This is a genomic window from Marinobacter sp. V032 (genome assembly GCF_052645435.1).
In genome coordinates this window covers 2,044,555-2,060,034 of the sequence record NZ_JBQXYE010000001.1, presented here as the reverse complement: position 1 = coordinate 2,060,034, position 15,480 = coordinate 2,044,555, and the positions used below count along the sequence as shown (strand labels likewise).

Below are 15,480 nucleotides of genomic sequence, written 5' to 3'. Positions count from 1 at the left end.
GCCACAAGCGATGGCACATGGCATCTAAAGAATTGGACCTGCAAATCGGCATCTCGCCGAATTGAATCCTCTGCTAACCGGGGGTATTTCTATCGATTGATGTCTACGGAGACGCCCGCTCCCACACTATCAAAGAGAACAATCACCTCATCCATGCGCATCCGGATGCATCCGTGGGACAGCGGCACACCCATTGGCTCCGAATCCGGCGTCCCGTGAATGTAGATATAACGTCGCATTGAATCCACATCCCCGCCGCGGTTTACACCCGGCTCCAAACCACAGAGCCAGAGAATGCGAGACAGAATCCAGTCCCTGTTCGGGGAGGACTTACCCAGTTCCGGAGTGTAGATCTCGCCCGTTGGACGACGGCCGATAAAGACCGCCCCGGGCATCTCACCTTCGCCAATTCTGGCGCGGATGTAATGGCGCCCCAGTGGCGTGCAGCCCGACCCGTTTTGTTCGCCCGCGCCATTAAGCGCTGTTGATATGGCAAACGTCGTTTCCGAACCGTCAGCAGCATAAGCAATCAACTGCTGGCGATCGAGACTGATGTCTATATGTTCCGTTGGTAGCACTTGGGAAACCCCGGGCGGTATCTGCAAAGACCGCCAATCATACGTTAGCGGGGCACAGATTACCCGAGTCAACAACAGGCAGGCAAACACAGAAGCAGGGGTCGTCCCGGGGAAAATCCCGGGGTTACATAAGGGTTATCGGTGGCCGGCCGTTAACCACGGCGAGGACAAGCCCTGGACAGCTCAGGCCGTCCGGGACATGGCGACAGGATCAGGTGCCTGAAGCCCCGCTGCCAGGAACGGTACCAGACGTGCCGCAATTTCCTGAACAGTGGTATCCACACCCAACTTGTTTTCGAGTATTTCTCTCAGGGCGTCACTACTGGACATCGTAAACGCGGTCGCTCCCAGCATGAACTGAATGCGCCAGTATCGATCCACTGCCGTCATGTGGGGTGAGGCATCTTTCAGCAAGCGCATAAAACGGCCAAATGGCTCGCTGTACTCCTGCTCCAGAAACTTGCGCAAATGCCCTTGTGACTGGGTATAGGCAAGGCCAAGCAGACGCATGAAAATGGAAATGCCCTTTTCATTACGATGCGGCATACGCACCGCGCTCTCGGTCAGCGCCCACAACGTCTGATCCAGTGTCGCAGGTTTACCGGCACACTTGAGCTCAAGTTCATCAAAGGCTTTCTCGAGCGTTGCTGAAAAAGGCGTCAGGAAGCGAGCAAACACTGCGTGAATCAACGCGTTCTTTGAGCCAAAATGGTAATTGACTGCCGCGAGATTCACGTTAGCCTTGCTTGTGATCATGCGCAGTGACGTCTCGGAAAAGCCCCGCTCTGCGAAAAGCTCTTCAGCCGCATCAAGAATGCGATCTACGGTATCGGATTGGGCCATAACAGTACGCCAGTGACAATTGAGCAAACATTTGTTTAAAACATACGTTTGACTATCAGGCTTGTCAAGAAATCCGCTCCCCTACCTGTTTAATCCGATATTTCAACAGGCGCGACATCTGCACATTTTCTGCGCGCCCGCATCAAAATCATGTTCAATATTCCATAAAAAAAGCGCCCGAGGTATCCCCGGGCGCTTTTCCAACGCAGCCTTATCTTTCAGTACCGAAACACGAACTACTTATCCATAGATGTTGACGCGATGCGATGGATGCTGAGGTCTGCACCCTCAAACTCATCTTCTTCAGTCATTCGAATCGCGCTGATGACATTGACCAGTCCGTAAACAATCAGACCGCCCACAAACGCAATCACCACGCCCGCCAGCGAACCCGCAACCTGAGCACCAAAACTGACACCACCGAGCCCGCCCAATGCGCTTTGACCGAAAATACCAGCCGCAATACCACCCCAGACGCCGCAAATACCGTGCAAAGGCCAAACACCGAGAACATCGTCCAGTCGGGTAACCCGATTCTGGGCCCATTCGAACAGGTACACGAACAGAGCACCCGCGACACCGCCGGTCACCAGAGCGCCAATTGGATGCATCAGATCTGATCCTGCGCACACCGCGACAAGACCGGCAAGCGGACCGTTGTGAATAAACCCGGGATCCTTTCTGCCCACCAGCATAGAGACCACAATACCGCCCACCATCGCCATGAGGCTGTTGACCGCCACCAGACCACTGATGCCGTCGAGCGTTTGTGCTGACATCACGTTAAAACCAAACCAGCCAACCGTGAGAATCCAGGCACCCAGCGCCAGAAACGGAATATTGGAAGGCGCAAACGCGACCACTCGCCCGTTGCGGTAACGGCCGCGACGCGCACCCAGCACCAGTACTGCCGCCAGCGCAATCCAGCCGCCGACCGCATGAACCACAACGGAGCCCGCAAAATCATGAAAACCGAAACCGAATACAGCTTCAAGCCACGACTGAAAGCCGTAGTTGCCGTTCCACACAATGCCCTCGAAAAACGGATACACAAACGCGACGATCAGCGAAGAGGCCGCCAGCATGGGGTAAAACCGCGCACGTTCGGCGATACCGCCCGACACTATCGCGGGAATGGCTGCAGCAAACGTGAGCAAAAAGAAAAACTTGACCAGTTCGTAGCCGTTTGTCTCTGTGAGCACCGTTGCGCTGGCAAAGAAATTGGATTGGTACGCCACTGTGTAACCAACAAAGAAATACGCCAGCGTTGATACGCCAAAGTCCGTCATGATTTTCACCAGCGCATTCACCTGGTTTTTATGACGAACAGTTCCCACCTCCAGGAACGCAAAGCCGGCGTGCATCGCCAGCACCATGATCGCGCCCAGCAACAGGAAAAAGGTATTCGTGCTGCTCAACAGCGTCTCAACTGCACTGGTCATTGCTACTGCATCTTCCACGGTTATCAGGCTCCCGTCTGTTTTATTCATTAGAAGCGCCCCGCCCGAAAACCGACTCAGGTCGGCATCGTTTATGTGCATTCAACGGGACGCTCCATGCATCAACAATGCACATATATACAAAAAATGTTCCATGCTGGAACACTTTTAGTTCGCTCAGTCAGTTATGAGTTATAAGCAGGAAGCTTGAATAGCAGATAGGTATTACGGGGCATCAAAAGGCACTAACTTAGTGCGTTATCGCAGGAATAATGGTCTGACGCACAATTATGGAACAGGCTCGAAAGGTAAAGCAGCGGTTTAAAACAAACGAGGTTTCAGGCGTCAGGTTTCGGTTCAGGCACGGTCATCGACGCAACATCAGCTGTATCATCCTTTAGCTCAGGCTCTATCCAGCCTTTGTCGACAGACAGCTGGTGGCCCTGGAAATAGGCATTCTGAAGACGCTCATAGGCCTTCTCGGCCTCAAGCATGTAAATCAGATACAACCGGATGTGTTTGCGGTGACGTAACTGGCGAGCCAGCACACGTTGCTCCGAGAGACGTATCAGCGTGTTGAAGCGCTGGGATTTCAGAGCCGGGTTTTGCTCACTCATCATGGCGCACTGCCAGGCCAGTCCTTCGTTGCCCTCGAGATGCTGAATATGGCTGCGCGCTTCTTTTAGCCTGCGTTGGCGCTGGATAACCAGGTCCAAATGACTCGGTTTGTCACTGAATAGCCGGCGCACGGCGGGTATCCCTGCAAGCAACACCAGCACCAGAGCACCGAAGCCCGTACCCGCTATCCACGCAGGCACCAGGCCCGGCACTCCCGCCAGAAACACAATCGCAGTAAGCGTCGCCGAGAATAGCCACAGATCCCGACGGCGCCGGGCTGCAGCCATCGCGAAGTCATCGGGCCAATCAGGCATCGCCAAAGTATTGAATTCAAGCAGCAGCACTCGCTCACATTGGCGAATGAGCCGACGATTGTTGTGCTGGCGAGACATTACCGTGGTTTTTTCGTCCACTTCGTGGTCGGTACCGCCATCCGCAGTGACAGCAGACTGGTCATCTATCTGAAGCGGGTCAGTTGATGATTCAACTGGGACCTTGGCAGCCGCATTGTTGTTGGCATCCGCCACGGGAGGGGCCGGTGGCACTGGATCAGCCGGGCGCCCAGGCTGCAATACCGGCGAGCGCTTTGCCTGCGTACCCGTGCCTGCCATATCAGCCTCCAGTGCTTCAGCCATTTTGAATGCCATTTTTTACCTTGAATTACTTCGCGTCAGTCAACAATACCCATTTCGGGAATTACTAAACAGGTTATCGGTAAAGGCCGGGATTTCTTGAGTAAAAGCACGACGGTTATGCGTAGGTCGCTTGGCAGCACTGAGCCACACCGCTATTCTACAGCCTTTAAATTTACCCGCTGGAGCCGTCATGTTTACCGGTATTGTTCAGGGCAAAGCCCGCGTTGACTCGATTATCAGCCGTCCAGGACTGAACACTTTGGTGATCGAACTGCCGGCAGCCTACACCGACCACGTGGCTATTGGCGCGTCCGTGGCAATCAACGGCACCTGCCTCACGGTCACCCGCCAGGAAGGCAACCGGCTCTGGTTTGACGCCATGCAGGAAACCCTTCAACTCACTACGCTGGGCGATCTTGCGGACAACGCCACCGTTAATTTTGAGCGGGCCGCGCGCATTGGCGACGAAATCGGCGGGCACCTCCTGTCCGGCCATATTCACACCACCGCCGAGGTGGTGAAAATCGAGCGTCCGGAGAATAATTGCACGCTGTATTTCAAGGTGCCGCAGGCGTGGATGAAGTATGTGTTTGCAAAAGGTTATATAGCAGTGAATGGCGCCAGCCTCACCATCGGCGCGGTAACGGAGGACACCTTTAACGTACACCTGATTCCAGAAACATTGCGGATGACCACCTTCGGAGAGTTCAAAGAGGGGGATCAGGTCAATCTCGAGATCGATAGTCAGACCCAAACTATCGTGGATACGCTAGCCCGCATGGGTTACACCGGCCCGGCTGCGGTTTAGGAAACCGCTGGTAGCGTCTATTGGCGAGCGACTAGCTTTCGCGCCTCCAACACCACAAATTTAGGATCGGAGGCGCGCTGTTCAACCCGGACAAAGTCCTTCTTCAGCTTGGCGTGATAGCCAAGATGGCGATTACCGACAACCAGCAACGCCCCGCCCGAATTCAACGCCTTTGATGCCTGCCTGAACATTCTCAGCGCGATATGATCTCCGACTGTTCCGCCTTCGTGAAAAGGCGGATTGCACAGAATCAGGTCGTAATGCTCACCCTGCGGCACGCCATCGGTATGATAAAATCTGGCACACGCTTCAACAGCGAGCCGTTCCAAGTTTCCTCGGGCACTGGCAATGGCCTGACTCGATACATCCGCAAAATCCACAGCGAGATCTGGCCGCTGAATCAACGCAGACAGGCCCAAAACGCCATTTCCGCACCCGAGATCCAGAATACGGGCGCCTGGCGTAAGCCGCGCAACCGCTCCGGCTACCTGAGGCAGAAACACCCGTGTGCCAATATCCAACCGCTCGCGCGCAAACACCGCCGGCATGCCCAGCAAAGAAGCCTCTTCTGATGCCGCGGCATTCCCTGTAAATGACGGCAGCACATAGCCTTTGTTCAAGTTCGCCCAACCTTCCAGGCCCGCTTCACCGCGAGCAGCGACAATCACTCTCGCCTTACGTTTGGCCCGCTGAGGCTCGTTTGACCCCATCAGCTTCGCAAACAGATCAGCACAGCGATCCGGCAAATGTTTGATCATGCCGCCCGCCACCACACGGCCCTGCGGGCTCAATATCGTATTACTCCATCGCAGGAGATATTCCAGATAATCCAGCTGGCGCGGAATTTTCAGCAAGATCAGGTCAAATGGCCCTTCCGGTGGCGCCTGCCAATTCAGGGCGGCGGGTACCGGCAATTGATTAGGGCCGGCATTTTTACGCAATGCCTGAGGTAAAAGCGCACTGTCTGCAATACTTGCAGGTGCCATGTCGTTCAATGCCAGCGTCAGGGCACCAAAAGCATCGTCGATAATCGCAAGCGCGCCCGGAGCGATGTGATGGGTCGTAATATGAGCGTCAGTATATTCAAGCAACAACTCATCGGCAGCATCCCACGCCCGCAAATCCCGGCCCCCGCGCCCCGGGCGCTCGAGCTCAAGCAGGTGTTCGCCACATTCAAACCGGTTGTCAGACGCCAACATACCCTCCCCAGGACTTCACGCCATCGCCCGAGAGACACCGCTCGATGTCGCACTAGGCTGAATATTCTAAAAATGATCGCTATCTTACCTTTAAATTCAGTCTGTGCCGCGATCCAGTTGATTATCAAAGTCACGATCGACAACCAATCAACGCCTGGATCAAAGCAAACAGAGACTGGCAGATCCCCATCAGTGCAGGCCACAAAACCGCCCACTGATCCGAAACGCAGAGGCAAGACGATCATGTTGCAGGATTCATTTAAATCAGGGCTCGAGAGCTTCAATGCCGCACGCGACAAGGTGACCAACACGTTGCGTCCGCAGCTTGATAGCGCCAGCATTGAGCTCAAAAAAGTGCTGCGAGAACTGGGCGTTGAATCCAGCGAACCCCAGTCACTGAGAGACATCGTCAGCCAGATTCGCGGTCACAATCCCTCTTTACGCAAACTGTCGCTGAGATTGGACCTGGCAACATACGATCTCCGCAAAAAACTGTGGTGGAACGCCAACATGATGTCCGCCTACATCATGGATCATGCCGAGCGCACCTATGAGCTGGAGCTCAAACCAAAGTTCTCACACTATCGCTCCACCGCTGAATCCCGCGCCAAATCACTGATCGACCAGATCCGGGACTTCCGTCCAGCAGCCAAACCTGCGGACAGTCAATCCGACTGAGGCGCAACGAAAGCCATGATGATTACAGGTTGCGCTCCTGACATATCGGAAGCAGACCTCTTCGCCCCTCCACCCCAGGGGCTTTTTTTTATCTTTATGAAAAGCCTCCGATCTGCGCCACAGATGACCTTGCAGCTTAACTCTGAGAAACTGGTACTCACGCATACCCAACGTTAAGCGTGGGCTTTAGTCACGCCAACTTCCGCAAAAGGCACCTCGATGACCCAACACCCGAAAACCGTTTCCGCTTCAGCAATCGACGGCTATGTGTACAAGGTTTTCCCTAACGATCTAAACGCCCACCAGACGGCTTTCGGCGGTATGATTATGGCGCACTGTGACCGGCTTTCACTGGTGGTTGCGGAGCGGCATTCCGGAAGAGTCTGCGTAACGGCGGCTGTCGATTCGCTGCAATTCAGAGCGCCGGCAAAAGGCAATGACACGCTGCTTTTCAAGGCGTCAGTCAACCGCAGCTGGCACTCATCGATGGAGATAGGGGTGCGGGTGATTGCCGAGAACAGCTACACCGGGGAGGAACGGCATATTGTCTCCGCCTACTCCACATTTGTTGCACTCGATGAAGACGGCAAAACGATTGAGGTGCCCGAGGTGCTGCCCGAAACCGAGGCCCAGAAACGCCGGTTCTCGGAAGCCGACATGCGCCGCACCGGCCGCTTGGAGATGCGCAAACAGCTGAAGCGCTCTCGGGACCAGCAACGTTAATCTGACTTCCAAATCTATACGCGGCTTGCGGGTTGGCTGGATGAGCGGTTCGTGCCGGCCAGCGAAGCGATGCCACCTGACGCTTGCGTGGGCTGCCTGTCAGGCGTTCGTGCCGGTTCGCACTCGACCACATGTGGCCGCTCCGACCAGTGCAGAATCTCCAGGCTACCATCAAAGCTCTCGGTCAGCGCGGTGCAATGCTCAACCCAGTCGCCGTCGTTGCAGTAAAGTCCGCTACTACCCTGCCTGAAGCCCGCCGAATGGATGTGACCACAAATGAAACCATCGTACTGACCGCGCTCTGCTGCCATGAGCGCCGCCGTCTCGAATCGCTGGATAAAGTCCTTGGCTTTACCTATCCGTGACTTCATCCAGGCAGCGAGAGACCAGTAGGGTTTGTTTCGCATCCGCCGCCAAACGTTGAACCAGCGATTGAGCCTGAGCAAAAGACCGTGGGCCCGGTCCCCTACCAGTAGCATTAACGGACTGCAGCGCATAACCTGATCGAACTGATCACCGTGACACACCACAAATCGCCGACCATCCGCTGTGGTGTGTACCGCTTTTTGCTGTAATGAAATACCGGCCAGTGTCTGCCCGCAAAAATTACGCAGGAACTCATCGTGATTTCCCGGCACATAAATGACCCGCGTACCTTCTGCCGCAAGCCTGACAAGACATCGAATCACAGCTTGGTGTGATCTGGGAAAATGGACCCGCTTCTGCATAGCGATCAGATCGATGATATCGCCGACCAGGTAAAGCGTTTCACACTGTACGTTATCCAGAAAGTCCAGCAGGTATTCCGCCTGACAATCGGGTGATCCCAGGTGTACATCCGAAATAAAAACGCTGCGGTACTGGTGCATCGGCCCTTTCCCCGTCTCAGATGCCCTGACCGGCGGAGGCATGCCCCGCACAGGCCTTGCGTAAAACCCTGATCAACACGACAGGTTTAGCGTCGCGTGATCCGGTGACAGGGAAATGACATTTCGCAGACAATTACATGACCGTCACTCACGCAGCCGCGCCTCCGGGTGACGCCTGAGCTCCACAGGCCTATGCTGTATGGAGAAGCGAAAAGATACTTCTGAAGGCCATTCATCTGACGACACGACCTAGCGTATCCGCGCAGACGGAGGTTCCATGCTACTGAAGCATATAAGCACCCACCATCTTGTAGAAGTGGACGATCTGACAGCCCTGACCAATCCATTTACACAGGACGTCACCGGGCAGTTTTTATGGGGCGAGGAAATTCAGGAACCAGAGAAATTCAACAAGCAGTCACTCAGCTTTCCCTCTGGAGAACAGCTGCCGCACTGCTGGTGGGACGCACACTATCAGGAGGAAGCCCGCATTCTGCACCGGCCAACAGCGACAGAGCGCACGCCAGGATACTACGGCGCCTGACAATACGTTTTTTTCAACAGGACGATTGAAGTGCCGGAGTCCTGGCTAACATCGGATTCAGGGCGCTGGCTCTGAGCCAGCGCCGGCGACATCAAACCGGTCGCGGAATAGTCAGCACCTCACCGAAGGTCACGTACTCCCCCCCACCGAGACGCCCGATCGGATCAGCGCCCTTGGCATCAATACGGAACCGGCCTTTCTCATCCTGTTTACCAACCGCATCATCAACATACAGCTTGCTGACTTGCGCAAAGATGACGGATTGCCGCTTATTCCCCATCTCCTGAAGTTGATATAGCTCACAGGCCAGCGCAATACGGCAGTCCGCCAGACGCGGAAGCTCAAAACCATCAAACGGTACGGTTGCCAAGCGGTTTTCCGACACCTCAGACACCCCGAAAGGCGAGGTGCGGGACGTCTCGGTCATGGCTTTGGCCATATCCTCGTGGGCGATATGAACCACGAATTTCTTGCGCTCTTCGATATTGACCCGGGTATCCTTGAAATCACCATCAGGCTTACGCCCTACCGACAGCATGATAATCGGGGGATCCGCAGTGATCGCCGTGAAAAACGAAAAGGGCGCGAGGTTGTAATCACCATCGGGATTTTCGGACAGCACCCACGCCACCGGGCGCGGAATCAAAGACTGCGTCATGCAGTGATATGCGCTGTCGGCGGACAAGTTTTCAAAATCAATAATCATCCGGCATTCCTTCCGTCATCAGACCGCAATTAGCGGCGGTATGCTCGATATACGTTAAAGCGACGATCTTCGGCCAGTATCTCACAAGGCCCGACGTAACGCCGGATCCAGTCAAGATAAGGCAGGAACCGGTTGGCTACCAGCCTCAGCTCGCCCCCTTTTTCCAAGTGTTGAGCAGCAGAGCGGATAAAGGATTCGGTCATGGTTGTATCTGTTCTGATGCCAGCATGGAATGGCGGATTACTCACCAGCAGCTGATACCGGCCCTCAACGTCGCTCAATCCGTCAGAAGCCCATGCCCGCGCTTCAACACCGTCGTCCAGACGCGCGAAGGTGGCTTCGGCACAGGCGACGGCCTGGCTTTGCACATCCACCGCATCCACTCTTAAATTGGGCACCTGGCTGGCCAGCCAGGCGCCGATAACGCCAGCGCCGCAGGCAAAATCGAGAACCGGGCCCACGGGTAACTTGTCAAAGGTGGATAGTAGCAGCGCCGTGCCATCATCCAGCCGGCCGTCACTGAAGATACCCGGCAGCCCGGCCACATCCACAGACGTACCACTGGCTTCAATGGTGTGCCACTGCTGCCAGTCATCAAGCCGGAAAGCCTGTGCCCCTTCGGGTGCGGCGCCTTCCCAAACCTGACAATGCCGGGCACTGTCCGTTTTGAAAGCCTGTGGCAAGGCGGTCTTGAAAATCTTGGCGCCGCCACTGATTCCTTCCTTTTTCTCACCAATCAACATCAGCGTGCCACCGGCTTTCGCAAGATGCTGTGCAAGTGCAAGCCGCATTTCCAGCTCCGGGCGTGACTTCGGCATGAACACCACCACGCAATCAAATGCGCTTTCCGCCAACGCTTCGCTGCTGGAACCAAACACCGGCTGCCAGCGGCTCAGCGCGCTCCAGCCGCCATAGATGCCAAAGTGATCAGTCTGCACCAGACCACCATCACACGGCAGGCTTGCCAGTACCGCCGCATCGGACAAACCAAGCAACGCCACCTGACCGGACAGAGAATCACGGTTGCGGAGCAAAGCCTCATGGGTGTTCAGCATGAAATTGGTAACTCTTTTAAGTGGTGAAAGATGAGCAGAGGTTCTGACGCAGGCGCGCCGGAGCTGTATTGTGCGGTACTTCAGAGGGTGTTGCAAAAACGTCGCGACGACATTCTGCAACACCGATTTTGCGACCGGGCAACCTGATTCTCCGACAGGGTTCACCGAGCCCAGGCCGCGCAAGATTACGCTCGTGGTGCACCGCACCTCTACTCGCCGTTGTACTGGAACGTCAAATTCCGGTAATAGCGGGCGACGATCATCGGTGAATCCGGCACGTCAAACCGCGGCACCGACCTGATCGCCTGCAGAGCACTGGCATCGAGCAATACATTGCCGCTGGAGCGCTGGATTTTGGCCGACAACAGGTAGCCTTCAAGATCTATCGTAAAGACAATGATGCCCTCCTGATAGCTTTGGGCACCCAACGGCCTTCTGAAGCGCTGATTCACCTGGGCCAGCATGCGCCGAAGGAAACGGTTTTTCATTTCGATCCTTCGACTCTCAACATCGCTTTCCGGCGAACCCGCGTTAATTCCCGCCAGCTTCTCATCCGAGAGTTGATCCATCCCCTTGGGTGTTTCGGATTCGGTATCAGCGGGCTTGGGCCGGGAACCCTCTTTAGTCGACGTCACCGGTGGCGCCTGGGCTGATTTTCTGTCGGGTTTGCCCTCTGCAAACCGGGTCGGGTCAGATTCCTTTTCGGCCAGCTTTGGCGCAGGCTTGTCCTGTTTGCCCTTCACAGGCTCCTTCTGCACCGGCGCCTTGAAATCGGTGCCCTGGAGATCGTTCTTGTCGGCATTGTCCCTCGGCAAGTGAGCCTGCTGCGTTTCCGGCTTTGGTTTGGGTTTCTGACTGGGCTTGGGCTGCTTTGGCGCTGGAGGCTCGGGCGGTGGCGGCTGAATCAACTGGACCGCGACAGTATGATGCATCGATTCAGCTTCAGACGAAGGCTCCCAGAGGCGATCCTGAAACACTAAAAACAGCGCAATATGAACCACAACGCTTAGTGCGAGAATATAGCCAAAGGGCGCTCGTTTTTTCGGGCGGGGATCATCGCTTGAAGCAAGCAGAGGCGGTACCGTCATCATCAAAACGCTGAAAAGATAAGTCGAACGGGCCGCCTAATGATTTTCAGACGCCCGGTATCCTGCCAAACAAGACATCATCTTTTCATACTGCACAGCATCTTTCCACGCTACTGAGGCAGCGCCGGAGATGTAAGGTCAGGCGTTATAGAAAGCCGAAATACAGAATTCCAGCGAAGGATAAACCGGGAACAACAAAAAGAAACGGAGTTGGGAAATCAGCCGCCACTGGCGACTGCTATTTGTAGCGCGCGACTATCCCGACCTGCAGCGCATCCTGTGGTGACATATCCCAGTCATCTGGAAGCGTTTCATTGTTGGCAGCCACCGCCGATTTTGGTGTTACGGCTCCAGGCGCCATTGGGCGAGATGTTGACTGTGCAGACTTTCTCTCTTTCAGCTTGCTCATTACTTGCTGTAGTTTTTCTTTCATTGCACTGACCTCTTGCGCCATCAACCAACCAATAGGGCGGTGACTGCATCCGATGGCGACGATGCTCATGTAACCCGTTGCCACATCATTATCCCTACTTGAGCGGGACTTTTTAGTGAACTGTTTCACGCGATTTTACACTTTGCAATTCAATGCAATAGGTAACATCAAGTTACACTTAAGGTAAGATACTGATTTAATTTATTTATTATTGGCATTCGGAATAAAAGCCACGGATCCCGGCGGCCAATTGTAAAATCCACAGCCTGAACCGGACGCACCAACCACTCCCCGGTTATCACACCATCAAACCCGCAATCAGCGCGTAATAGGCAGGTTGAAGGCGGGAAAGTCGCCACTCCTCAGGGCTACGCTGGTCAGGCAAGTTTTTCAGCAAAGCGACAAGATGGCGTGCAGCCCCCTGCCCTTCTGCCAAGGGATCTGTTGAAATCGCCGGATAGCGACAGGCGTCGGGAATGTATTCAGGATAAGAAAGCCGGTCAGGGGCCAGCGGAAGGCAGCCCGCTGCCATCGCCTCAAGCATCGATAGCCCCTGAAAATCGTGTGTTGCGGTCGATATAACGATATCTGCGGTCGTCAACAACCGATCATAACTCGCCCGGTCTGGCAAAAATCCCCAGTGTGTAATCCGTTCCGCAAAGCGCTGCTGGATGTCATTAAATTCAGCGGGCTCGCGACGGAATTGTTCGCCCACCACGCTTAGTGTGAACGGCTGCCCCATTGCCTCCAATTCTGCCAACAGAGCCAGCAGCCGGTCAGGTCCTTTGTCGTATTCCCGACGGTGATTCCACAACAGATGTGGACACGCCGAATTGATCCGCCTTGGCGCACCAAACAGCGCGTCATCAATCGGCACCGGCAGCACAGTGGATTTCGCATCAATGCGGTCAGCCACACCGTGTGGAACGGCATCCGGCAGTTTGCCGAGCAAACGATTGATACCGTCCAGAAAACTGCGTCGATTCCAGTCACTGTTAAACGCCACACGCTCGGCTGACAAGGCGCTGTATAGATTGACCATAAGAGGATCCACACTACTGTGCTGATCCCCCGAATCCGGGTAGGCAAACTGGTTTTCGTGCATGTAAAGAAGAACCGGCACGTCACGCAGTGCGGGATGCAACGCGCGAATGCCCGCAACGTCTACCATCGACGTTGCCACCACGAGATCCCACCGCTCCTGCATTGCGGGTTCATCAAGCCAGCTCAAAGCGTTTCCGCGAATACGCCAGCGAAAATAGCGCGGCGGCAAAGTCAGCGCTGTCCAGTCAAACGCCGGCTGCGTGGCAACCAACTGTTCTCGCCAGCGCCGATGGCTACCGGCGTCGTAACCGGACAACAACAAGATACGGGGACGCGCTTGCGTAGACGCAGCTGCAGGCGTTTGCTCAGACGAAGGTGGGTGAGGCTCAGGCATTGGCAGAGTGTACCGAATGCTCGTGCGGAACGCTTGGGCTGTTGTAAAGAGCCAGTGCCAGGTGCCCGGGTTCTGCATCGGTACGAAGGTCATTTTGAAAAACTTGTCTTCACCCGCAGGCGTCCTTCACCATGAGGATTACACCGCGAAAAGCACATTCGAATGCCCGGGTACATTGCAAGCACATTGAAAGTGATCAGGATTGGGCTGACTTTCCTCAGCCGAATTCCACCAACCATCAGGTGACGCCCCTGTACGATCTCAAGATCAGTAATCGTTTTATCCAGCTACCGGCCCATTTTTACAGCCGGGTTGACCCCATGCCGCTGCGCCAGCCAACGCTTGTCTGCTTCAATGATGAGCTGGCGCAGGATATGGGCATTGACCCAACGGCCAAAGACACCTGGACCGAGATTGGAGCTGGTCAGGTATTGCTGGAGGGTATGGAGCCACTGGCCATGAAATACACCGGCCATCAGTTCGGCATGTACAACCCTGACCTGGGGGACGGTCGTGGATTGCTTTTGTGGGAGAGCATTGGCCCTGATGGTCGCCATTGGGACTGGCACCTCAAGGGCGCCGGGAAAACGCCCTACTCCCGCTTTGGCGACGGTCGCGCCGTCTTGCGCTCGACCCTTCGGGAATACCTGTGCAGTGAAGCCATGCACTACCTTGGCATCCCCACGACCCGCGCCCTGTTTATGGTAAGCGCCAAAGACCCTGTCATGCGGGAATCCATCGAATCCGCTGCGACACTGATGCGGGTAGCCCAAAGCCACATCCGCTTCGGGCATTTCGAGTACGCGGCTTACCATCAGGGGCCGGACGCCGTTCGCACACTACTTGATCACACGATTGACATGCACTTCCCTGAGCTGCTCGACCTGCCCCAGCCAGACCGCTATGTAAGATGGCTGGGGGACGTTGCAGCCCGCACCGCCCGCCTGATTGCCCGCTGGCAGGCCGTCGGTTTCTGTCATGGCGTGATGAACTCGGACAACATGTCGGTTATCGGTGACACTTTTGATTATGGGCCTTTCGCCTTCCTTGATGATTTTGACGCAGGTTACATCTGCAACCATACCGATCAGGGTGGCCGCTACGCCTACAACCGCCAACCTCAAATCGGCTTTATCAATTGCCAATTGCTGGCCCAGTCGCTCAACGGTGTCATCAATGAAGACGATCTGCGACGCGCGCTGCGCCGATATGAAACCACTTACAATGCCGAATTCGAATCACTGATGACGCAGAAGCTGGGCCTCTATCGCAGCGCAGAGGAAGATGGCCAGGACATGGCGCTGGTGATGGAAATGTTCAGCATGCTGCATGAGCACCATATCGACTTCACCCTGTTTTTCCGGGGGTTGTCGACTCGTCACAGCCTCGGAGACGCCCCTGTGCGGGACTTGTTTGTGGACCGCAGCGTCGCCGATAAATGGCTTGGCCACTATGACGAGCGCCTTGCATTTGAAACCCTGCCGGCTGCCGAGCGTGAGAAAGCGATGCGTGCTGTGAACCCCCGATTCATCCTGCGCAACTATCTGGCGCAGGAAGCGATACAGGACGCTCAGCAAGGGGACTACAGCACCGCGCACAAGCTGATTGAAGTACTCAAGCACCCCTATGACGAACAACCGGATAATAGCCGCTACGCCGTGCAACCACCCGACTGGGGCCAGCACATGGAAATCAGCTGCTCATCCTGACACTGATCAGATGAAAGGAACGTCATCGAAGGTACCTTGAAAAACACCCTGATTGACAAGAGGTCCGTTTCAGGACATCCCGGTTTTACGTTTCACGGGATAGCCAGAACGCACGAT

16 protein-coding genes are annotated in these 15,480 nt (G+C 55.3%); 5 read left to right on the top strand and 11 right to left on the bottom strand.

What is annotated here, in order from left to right:
• Nucleotides 1-89: 89 nt before the first annotated feature.
• The 4 genes from ACUN9X_RS09430 to ACUN9X_RS09415 all read right to left on the bottom strand — a co-directional run bounded on the left by ACUN9X_RS09430 (nucleotide 90) and on the right by ACUN9X_RS09415 (nucleotide 4,125).
• The gene (locus ACUN9X_RS09430) at nucleotides 90-578 is read right to left on the bottom strand and encodes a L,D-transpeptidase family protein (protein WP_445472899.1); all 489 of its coding nucleotides are present in this window, start codon (nucleotides 576-578) and stop codon (nucleotides 90-92) included.
• Between the two features lie 183 nt (nucleotides 579-761).
• Complete coding sequence (locus ACUN9X_RS09425; RefSeq protein WP_260035101.1) at nucleotides 762-1,421, bottom strand: TetR/AcrR family transcriptional regulator; 660 nt, start codon at nucleotides 1,419-1,421, stop codon at nucleotides 762-764.
• Nucleotides 1,422-1,657: 236 nt separating this feature from the next.
• On the bottom strand, nucleotides 1,658-2,863 hold the full coding sequence (locus tag ACUN9X_RS09420) for an ammonium transporter (protein WP_445473205.1): 1,206 nt from the start codon (nucleotides 2,861-2,863) through the stop codon (nucleotides 1,658-1,660).
• A 335-nt stretch (nucleotides 2,864-3,198) separates the two neighbouring features.
• A complete protein-coding gene (locus ACUN9X_RS09415) occupies nucleotides 3,199-4,125 on the bottom strand; it encodes a hypothetical protein (RefSeq protein ID WP_445472898.1) in 927 nt (308 codons plus the stop codon).
• A 178-nt stretch (nucleotides 4,126-4,303) separates the two neighbouring features.
• On the opposite strand from ACUN9X_RS09415, the gene ACUN9X_RS09410 reads away from it, so the two are divergent.
• Nucleotides 4,304-4,921, top strand: coding sequence for a riboflavin synthase subunit alpha (locus ACUN9X_RS09410; protein ID WP_260035098.1), 618 nt, complete (start codon nucleotides 4,304-4,306; stop codon nucleotides 4,919-4,921).
• 17 nt (nucleotides 4,922-4,938) lie between these two features.
• Here ACUN9X_RS09410 and ACUN9X_RS09405 read toward each other — a convergent pair whose 3' ends face one another.
• On the bottom strand, nucleotides 4,939-6,120 hold the full coding sequence (locus ACUN9X_RS09405; protein WP_260035097.1) for a class I SAM-dependent methyltransferase: 1,182 nt from the start codon (nucleotides 6,118-6,120) through the stop codon (nucleotides 4,939-4,941).
• Nucleotides 6,121-6,363: 243 nt separating this feature from the next.
• Between ACUN9X_RS09405 and ACUN9X_RS09400 the strand changes: the two genes are divergently transcribed.
• On the top strand, nucleotides 6,364-6,798 hold the full coding sequence (locus ACUN9X_RS09400; protein WP_260035095.1) for a hypothetical protein: 435 nt from the start codon (nucleotides 6,364-6,366) through the stop codon (nucleotides 6,796-6,798).
• 219 nt (nucleotides 6,799-7,017) lie between these two features.
• On the top strand, nucleotides 7,018-7,521 hold the full coding sequence (locus ACUN9X_RS09395) for an acyl-CoA thioesterase (protein WP_260035093.1): 504 nt from the start codon (nucleotides 7,018-7,020) through the stop codon (nucleotides 7,519-7,521).
• 14 nt (nucleotides 7,522-7,535) lie between these two features.
• Here the strand turns inward: ACUN9X_RS09395 and ACUN9X_RS09390 are convergent, their stop codons facing one another.
• Nucleotides 7,536-8,390 carry a UDP-2,3-diacylglucosamine diphosphatase gene (locus ACUN9X_RS09390; RefSeq protein WP_260035092.1) on the bottom strand — a complete coding sequence of 285 codons (855 nt, stop codon included), beginning with the start codon at nucleotides 8,388-8,390 and terminating at the stop codon, nucleotides 7,536-7,538.
• Nucleotides 8,391-8,667: 277 nt separating this feature from the next.
• Here ACUN9X_RS09390 and ACUN9X_RS09385 point away from each other — a divergent pair, with 277 nt between their 5' ends.
• Nucleotides 8,668-8,934, top strand: coding sequence for an acetyltransferase (locus ACUN9X_RS09385; protein WP_260035090.1), 267 nt, complete (start codon nucleotides 8,668-8,670; stop codon nucleotides 8,932-8,934).
• Between the two features lie 91 nt (nucleotides 8,935-9,025).
• Here ACUN9X_RS09385 and ACUN9X_RS09380 read toward each other — a convergent pair whose 3' ends face one another.
• From ACUN9X_RS09380 to ACUN9X_RS09360, 5 genes are all read right to left on the bottom strand, one after another.
• On the bottom strand, nucleotides 9,026-9,640 hold the full coding sequence (locus tag ACUN9X_RS09380; RefSeq protein ID WP_445472897.1) for a flavin reductase family protein: 615 nt from the start codon (nucleotides 9,638-9,640) through the stop codon (nucleotides 9,026-9,028).
• Nucleotides 9,641-9,669: 29 nt separating this feature from the next.
• Complete coding sequence (locus ACUN9X_RS09375; RefSeq protein WP_445472896.1) at nucleotides 9,670-10,695, bottom strand: methyltransferase; 1,026 nt, start codon at nucleotides 10,693-10,695, stop codon at nucleotides 9,670-9,672.
• 209 nt (nucleotides 10,696-10,904) lie between these two features.
• Nucleotides 10,905-11,786: a TonB family protein gene (locus tag ACUN9X_RS09370; protein WP_445472895.1), complete on the bottom strand. Its 882-nt coding sequence runs from the start codon at nucleotides 11,784-11,786 to the stop codon at nucleotides 10,905-10,907.
• A 235-nt stretch (nucleotides 11,787-12,021) separates the two neighbouring features.
• Nucleotides 12,022-12,345, bottom strand: coding sequence for a hypothetical protein (locus tag ACUN9X_RS09365; RefSeq protein ID WP_260035084.1), 324 nt, complete (start codon nucleotides 12,343-12,345; stop codon nucleotides 12,022-12,024).
• 169 nt (nucleotides 12,346-12,514) lie between these two features.
• Nucleotides 12,515-13,747 carry a tRNA-queuosine alpha-mannosyltransferase domain-containing protein gene (locus ACUN9X_RS09360; protein ID WP_445472894.1) on the bottom strand — a complete coding sequence of 411 codons (1,233 nt, stop codon included), beginning with the start codon at nucleotides 13,745-13,747 and terminating at the stop codon, nucleotides 12,515-12,517.
• Between the two features lie 149 nt (nucleotides 13,748-13,896).
• On the opposite strand from ACUN9X_RS09360, the gene ACUN9X_RS09355 reads away from it, so the two are divergent.
• The gene (locus ACUN9X_RS09355; RefSeq protein ID WP_260035081.1) at nucleotides 13,897-15,363 is read left to right on the top strand and encodes a protein adenylyltransferase SelO; all 1,467 of its coding nucleotides are present in this window, start codon (nucleotides 13,897-13,899) and stop codon (nucleotides 15,361-15,363) included.
• Nucleotides 15,364-15,480 lie beyond the last annotated feature (117 nt).

Coding starts and splice junctions, on each gene's coding strand:
- ACUN9X_RS09425 (WP_260035101.1), bottom strand. CDS start 1,421: ATGGCCCAATCCGATACCGTAGATCGCATTCTTGATGCGGCTGAAGAG.
- ACUN9X_RS09420 (WP_445473205.1), bottom strand. CDS start 2,863: ATGACCAGTGCAGTTGAGACGCTGTTGAGCAGCACGAATACCTTTTTC.
- ACUN9X_RS09415 (WP_445472898.1), bottom strand. CDS start 4,125: ATGGCATTCAAAATGGCTGAAGCACTGGAGGCTGATATGGCAGGCACG.
- ACUN9X_RS09410 (WP_260035098.1), top strand. CDS start 4,304: ATGTTTACCGGTATTGTTCAGGGCAAAGCCCGCGTTGACTCGATTATC.
- ACUN9X_RS09405 (WP_260035097.1), bottom strand. CDS start 6,120: ATGTTGGCGTCTGACAACCGGTTTGAATGTGGCGAACACCTGCTTGAG.
- ACUN9X_RS09400 (WP_260035095.1), top strand. CDS start 6,364: ATGTTGCAGGATTCATTTAAATCAGGGCTCGAGAGCTTCAATGCCGCA.
- ACUN9X_RS09395 (WP_260035093.1), top strand. CDS start 7,018: ATGACCCAACACCCGAAAACCGTTTCCGCTTCAGCAATCGACGGCTAT.
- ACUN9X_RS09390 (WP_260035092.1), bottom strand. CDS start 8,390: ATGCACCAGTACCGCAGCGTTTTTATTTCGGATGTACACCTGGGATCA.
- ACUN9X_RS09385 (WP_260035090.1), top strand. CDS start 8,668: ATGCTACTGAAGCATATAAGCACCCACCATCTTGTAGAAGTGGACGAT.
- ACUN9X_RS09380 (WP_445472897.1), bottom strand. CDS start 9,640: ATGATTATTGATTTTGAAAACTTGTCCGCCGACAGCGCATATCACTGC.
- ACUN9X_RS09375 (WP_445472896.1), bottom strand. CDS start 10,695: ATGCTGAACACCCATGAGGCTTTGCTCCGCAACCGTGATTCTCTGTCC.
- ACUN9X_RS09370 (WP_445472895.1), bottom strand. CDS start 11,786: ATGATGACGGTACCGCCTCTGCTTGCTTCAAGCGATGATCCCCGCCCG.
- ACUN9X_RS09360 (WP_445472894.1), bottom strand. CDS start 13,747: ATGACCTTCGTACCGATGCAGAACCCGGGCACCTGGCACTGGCTCTTT.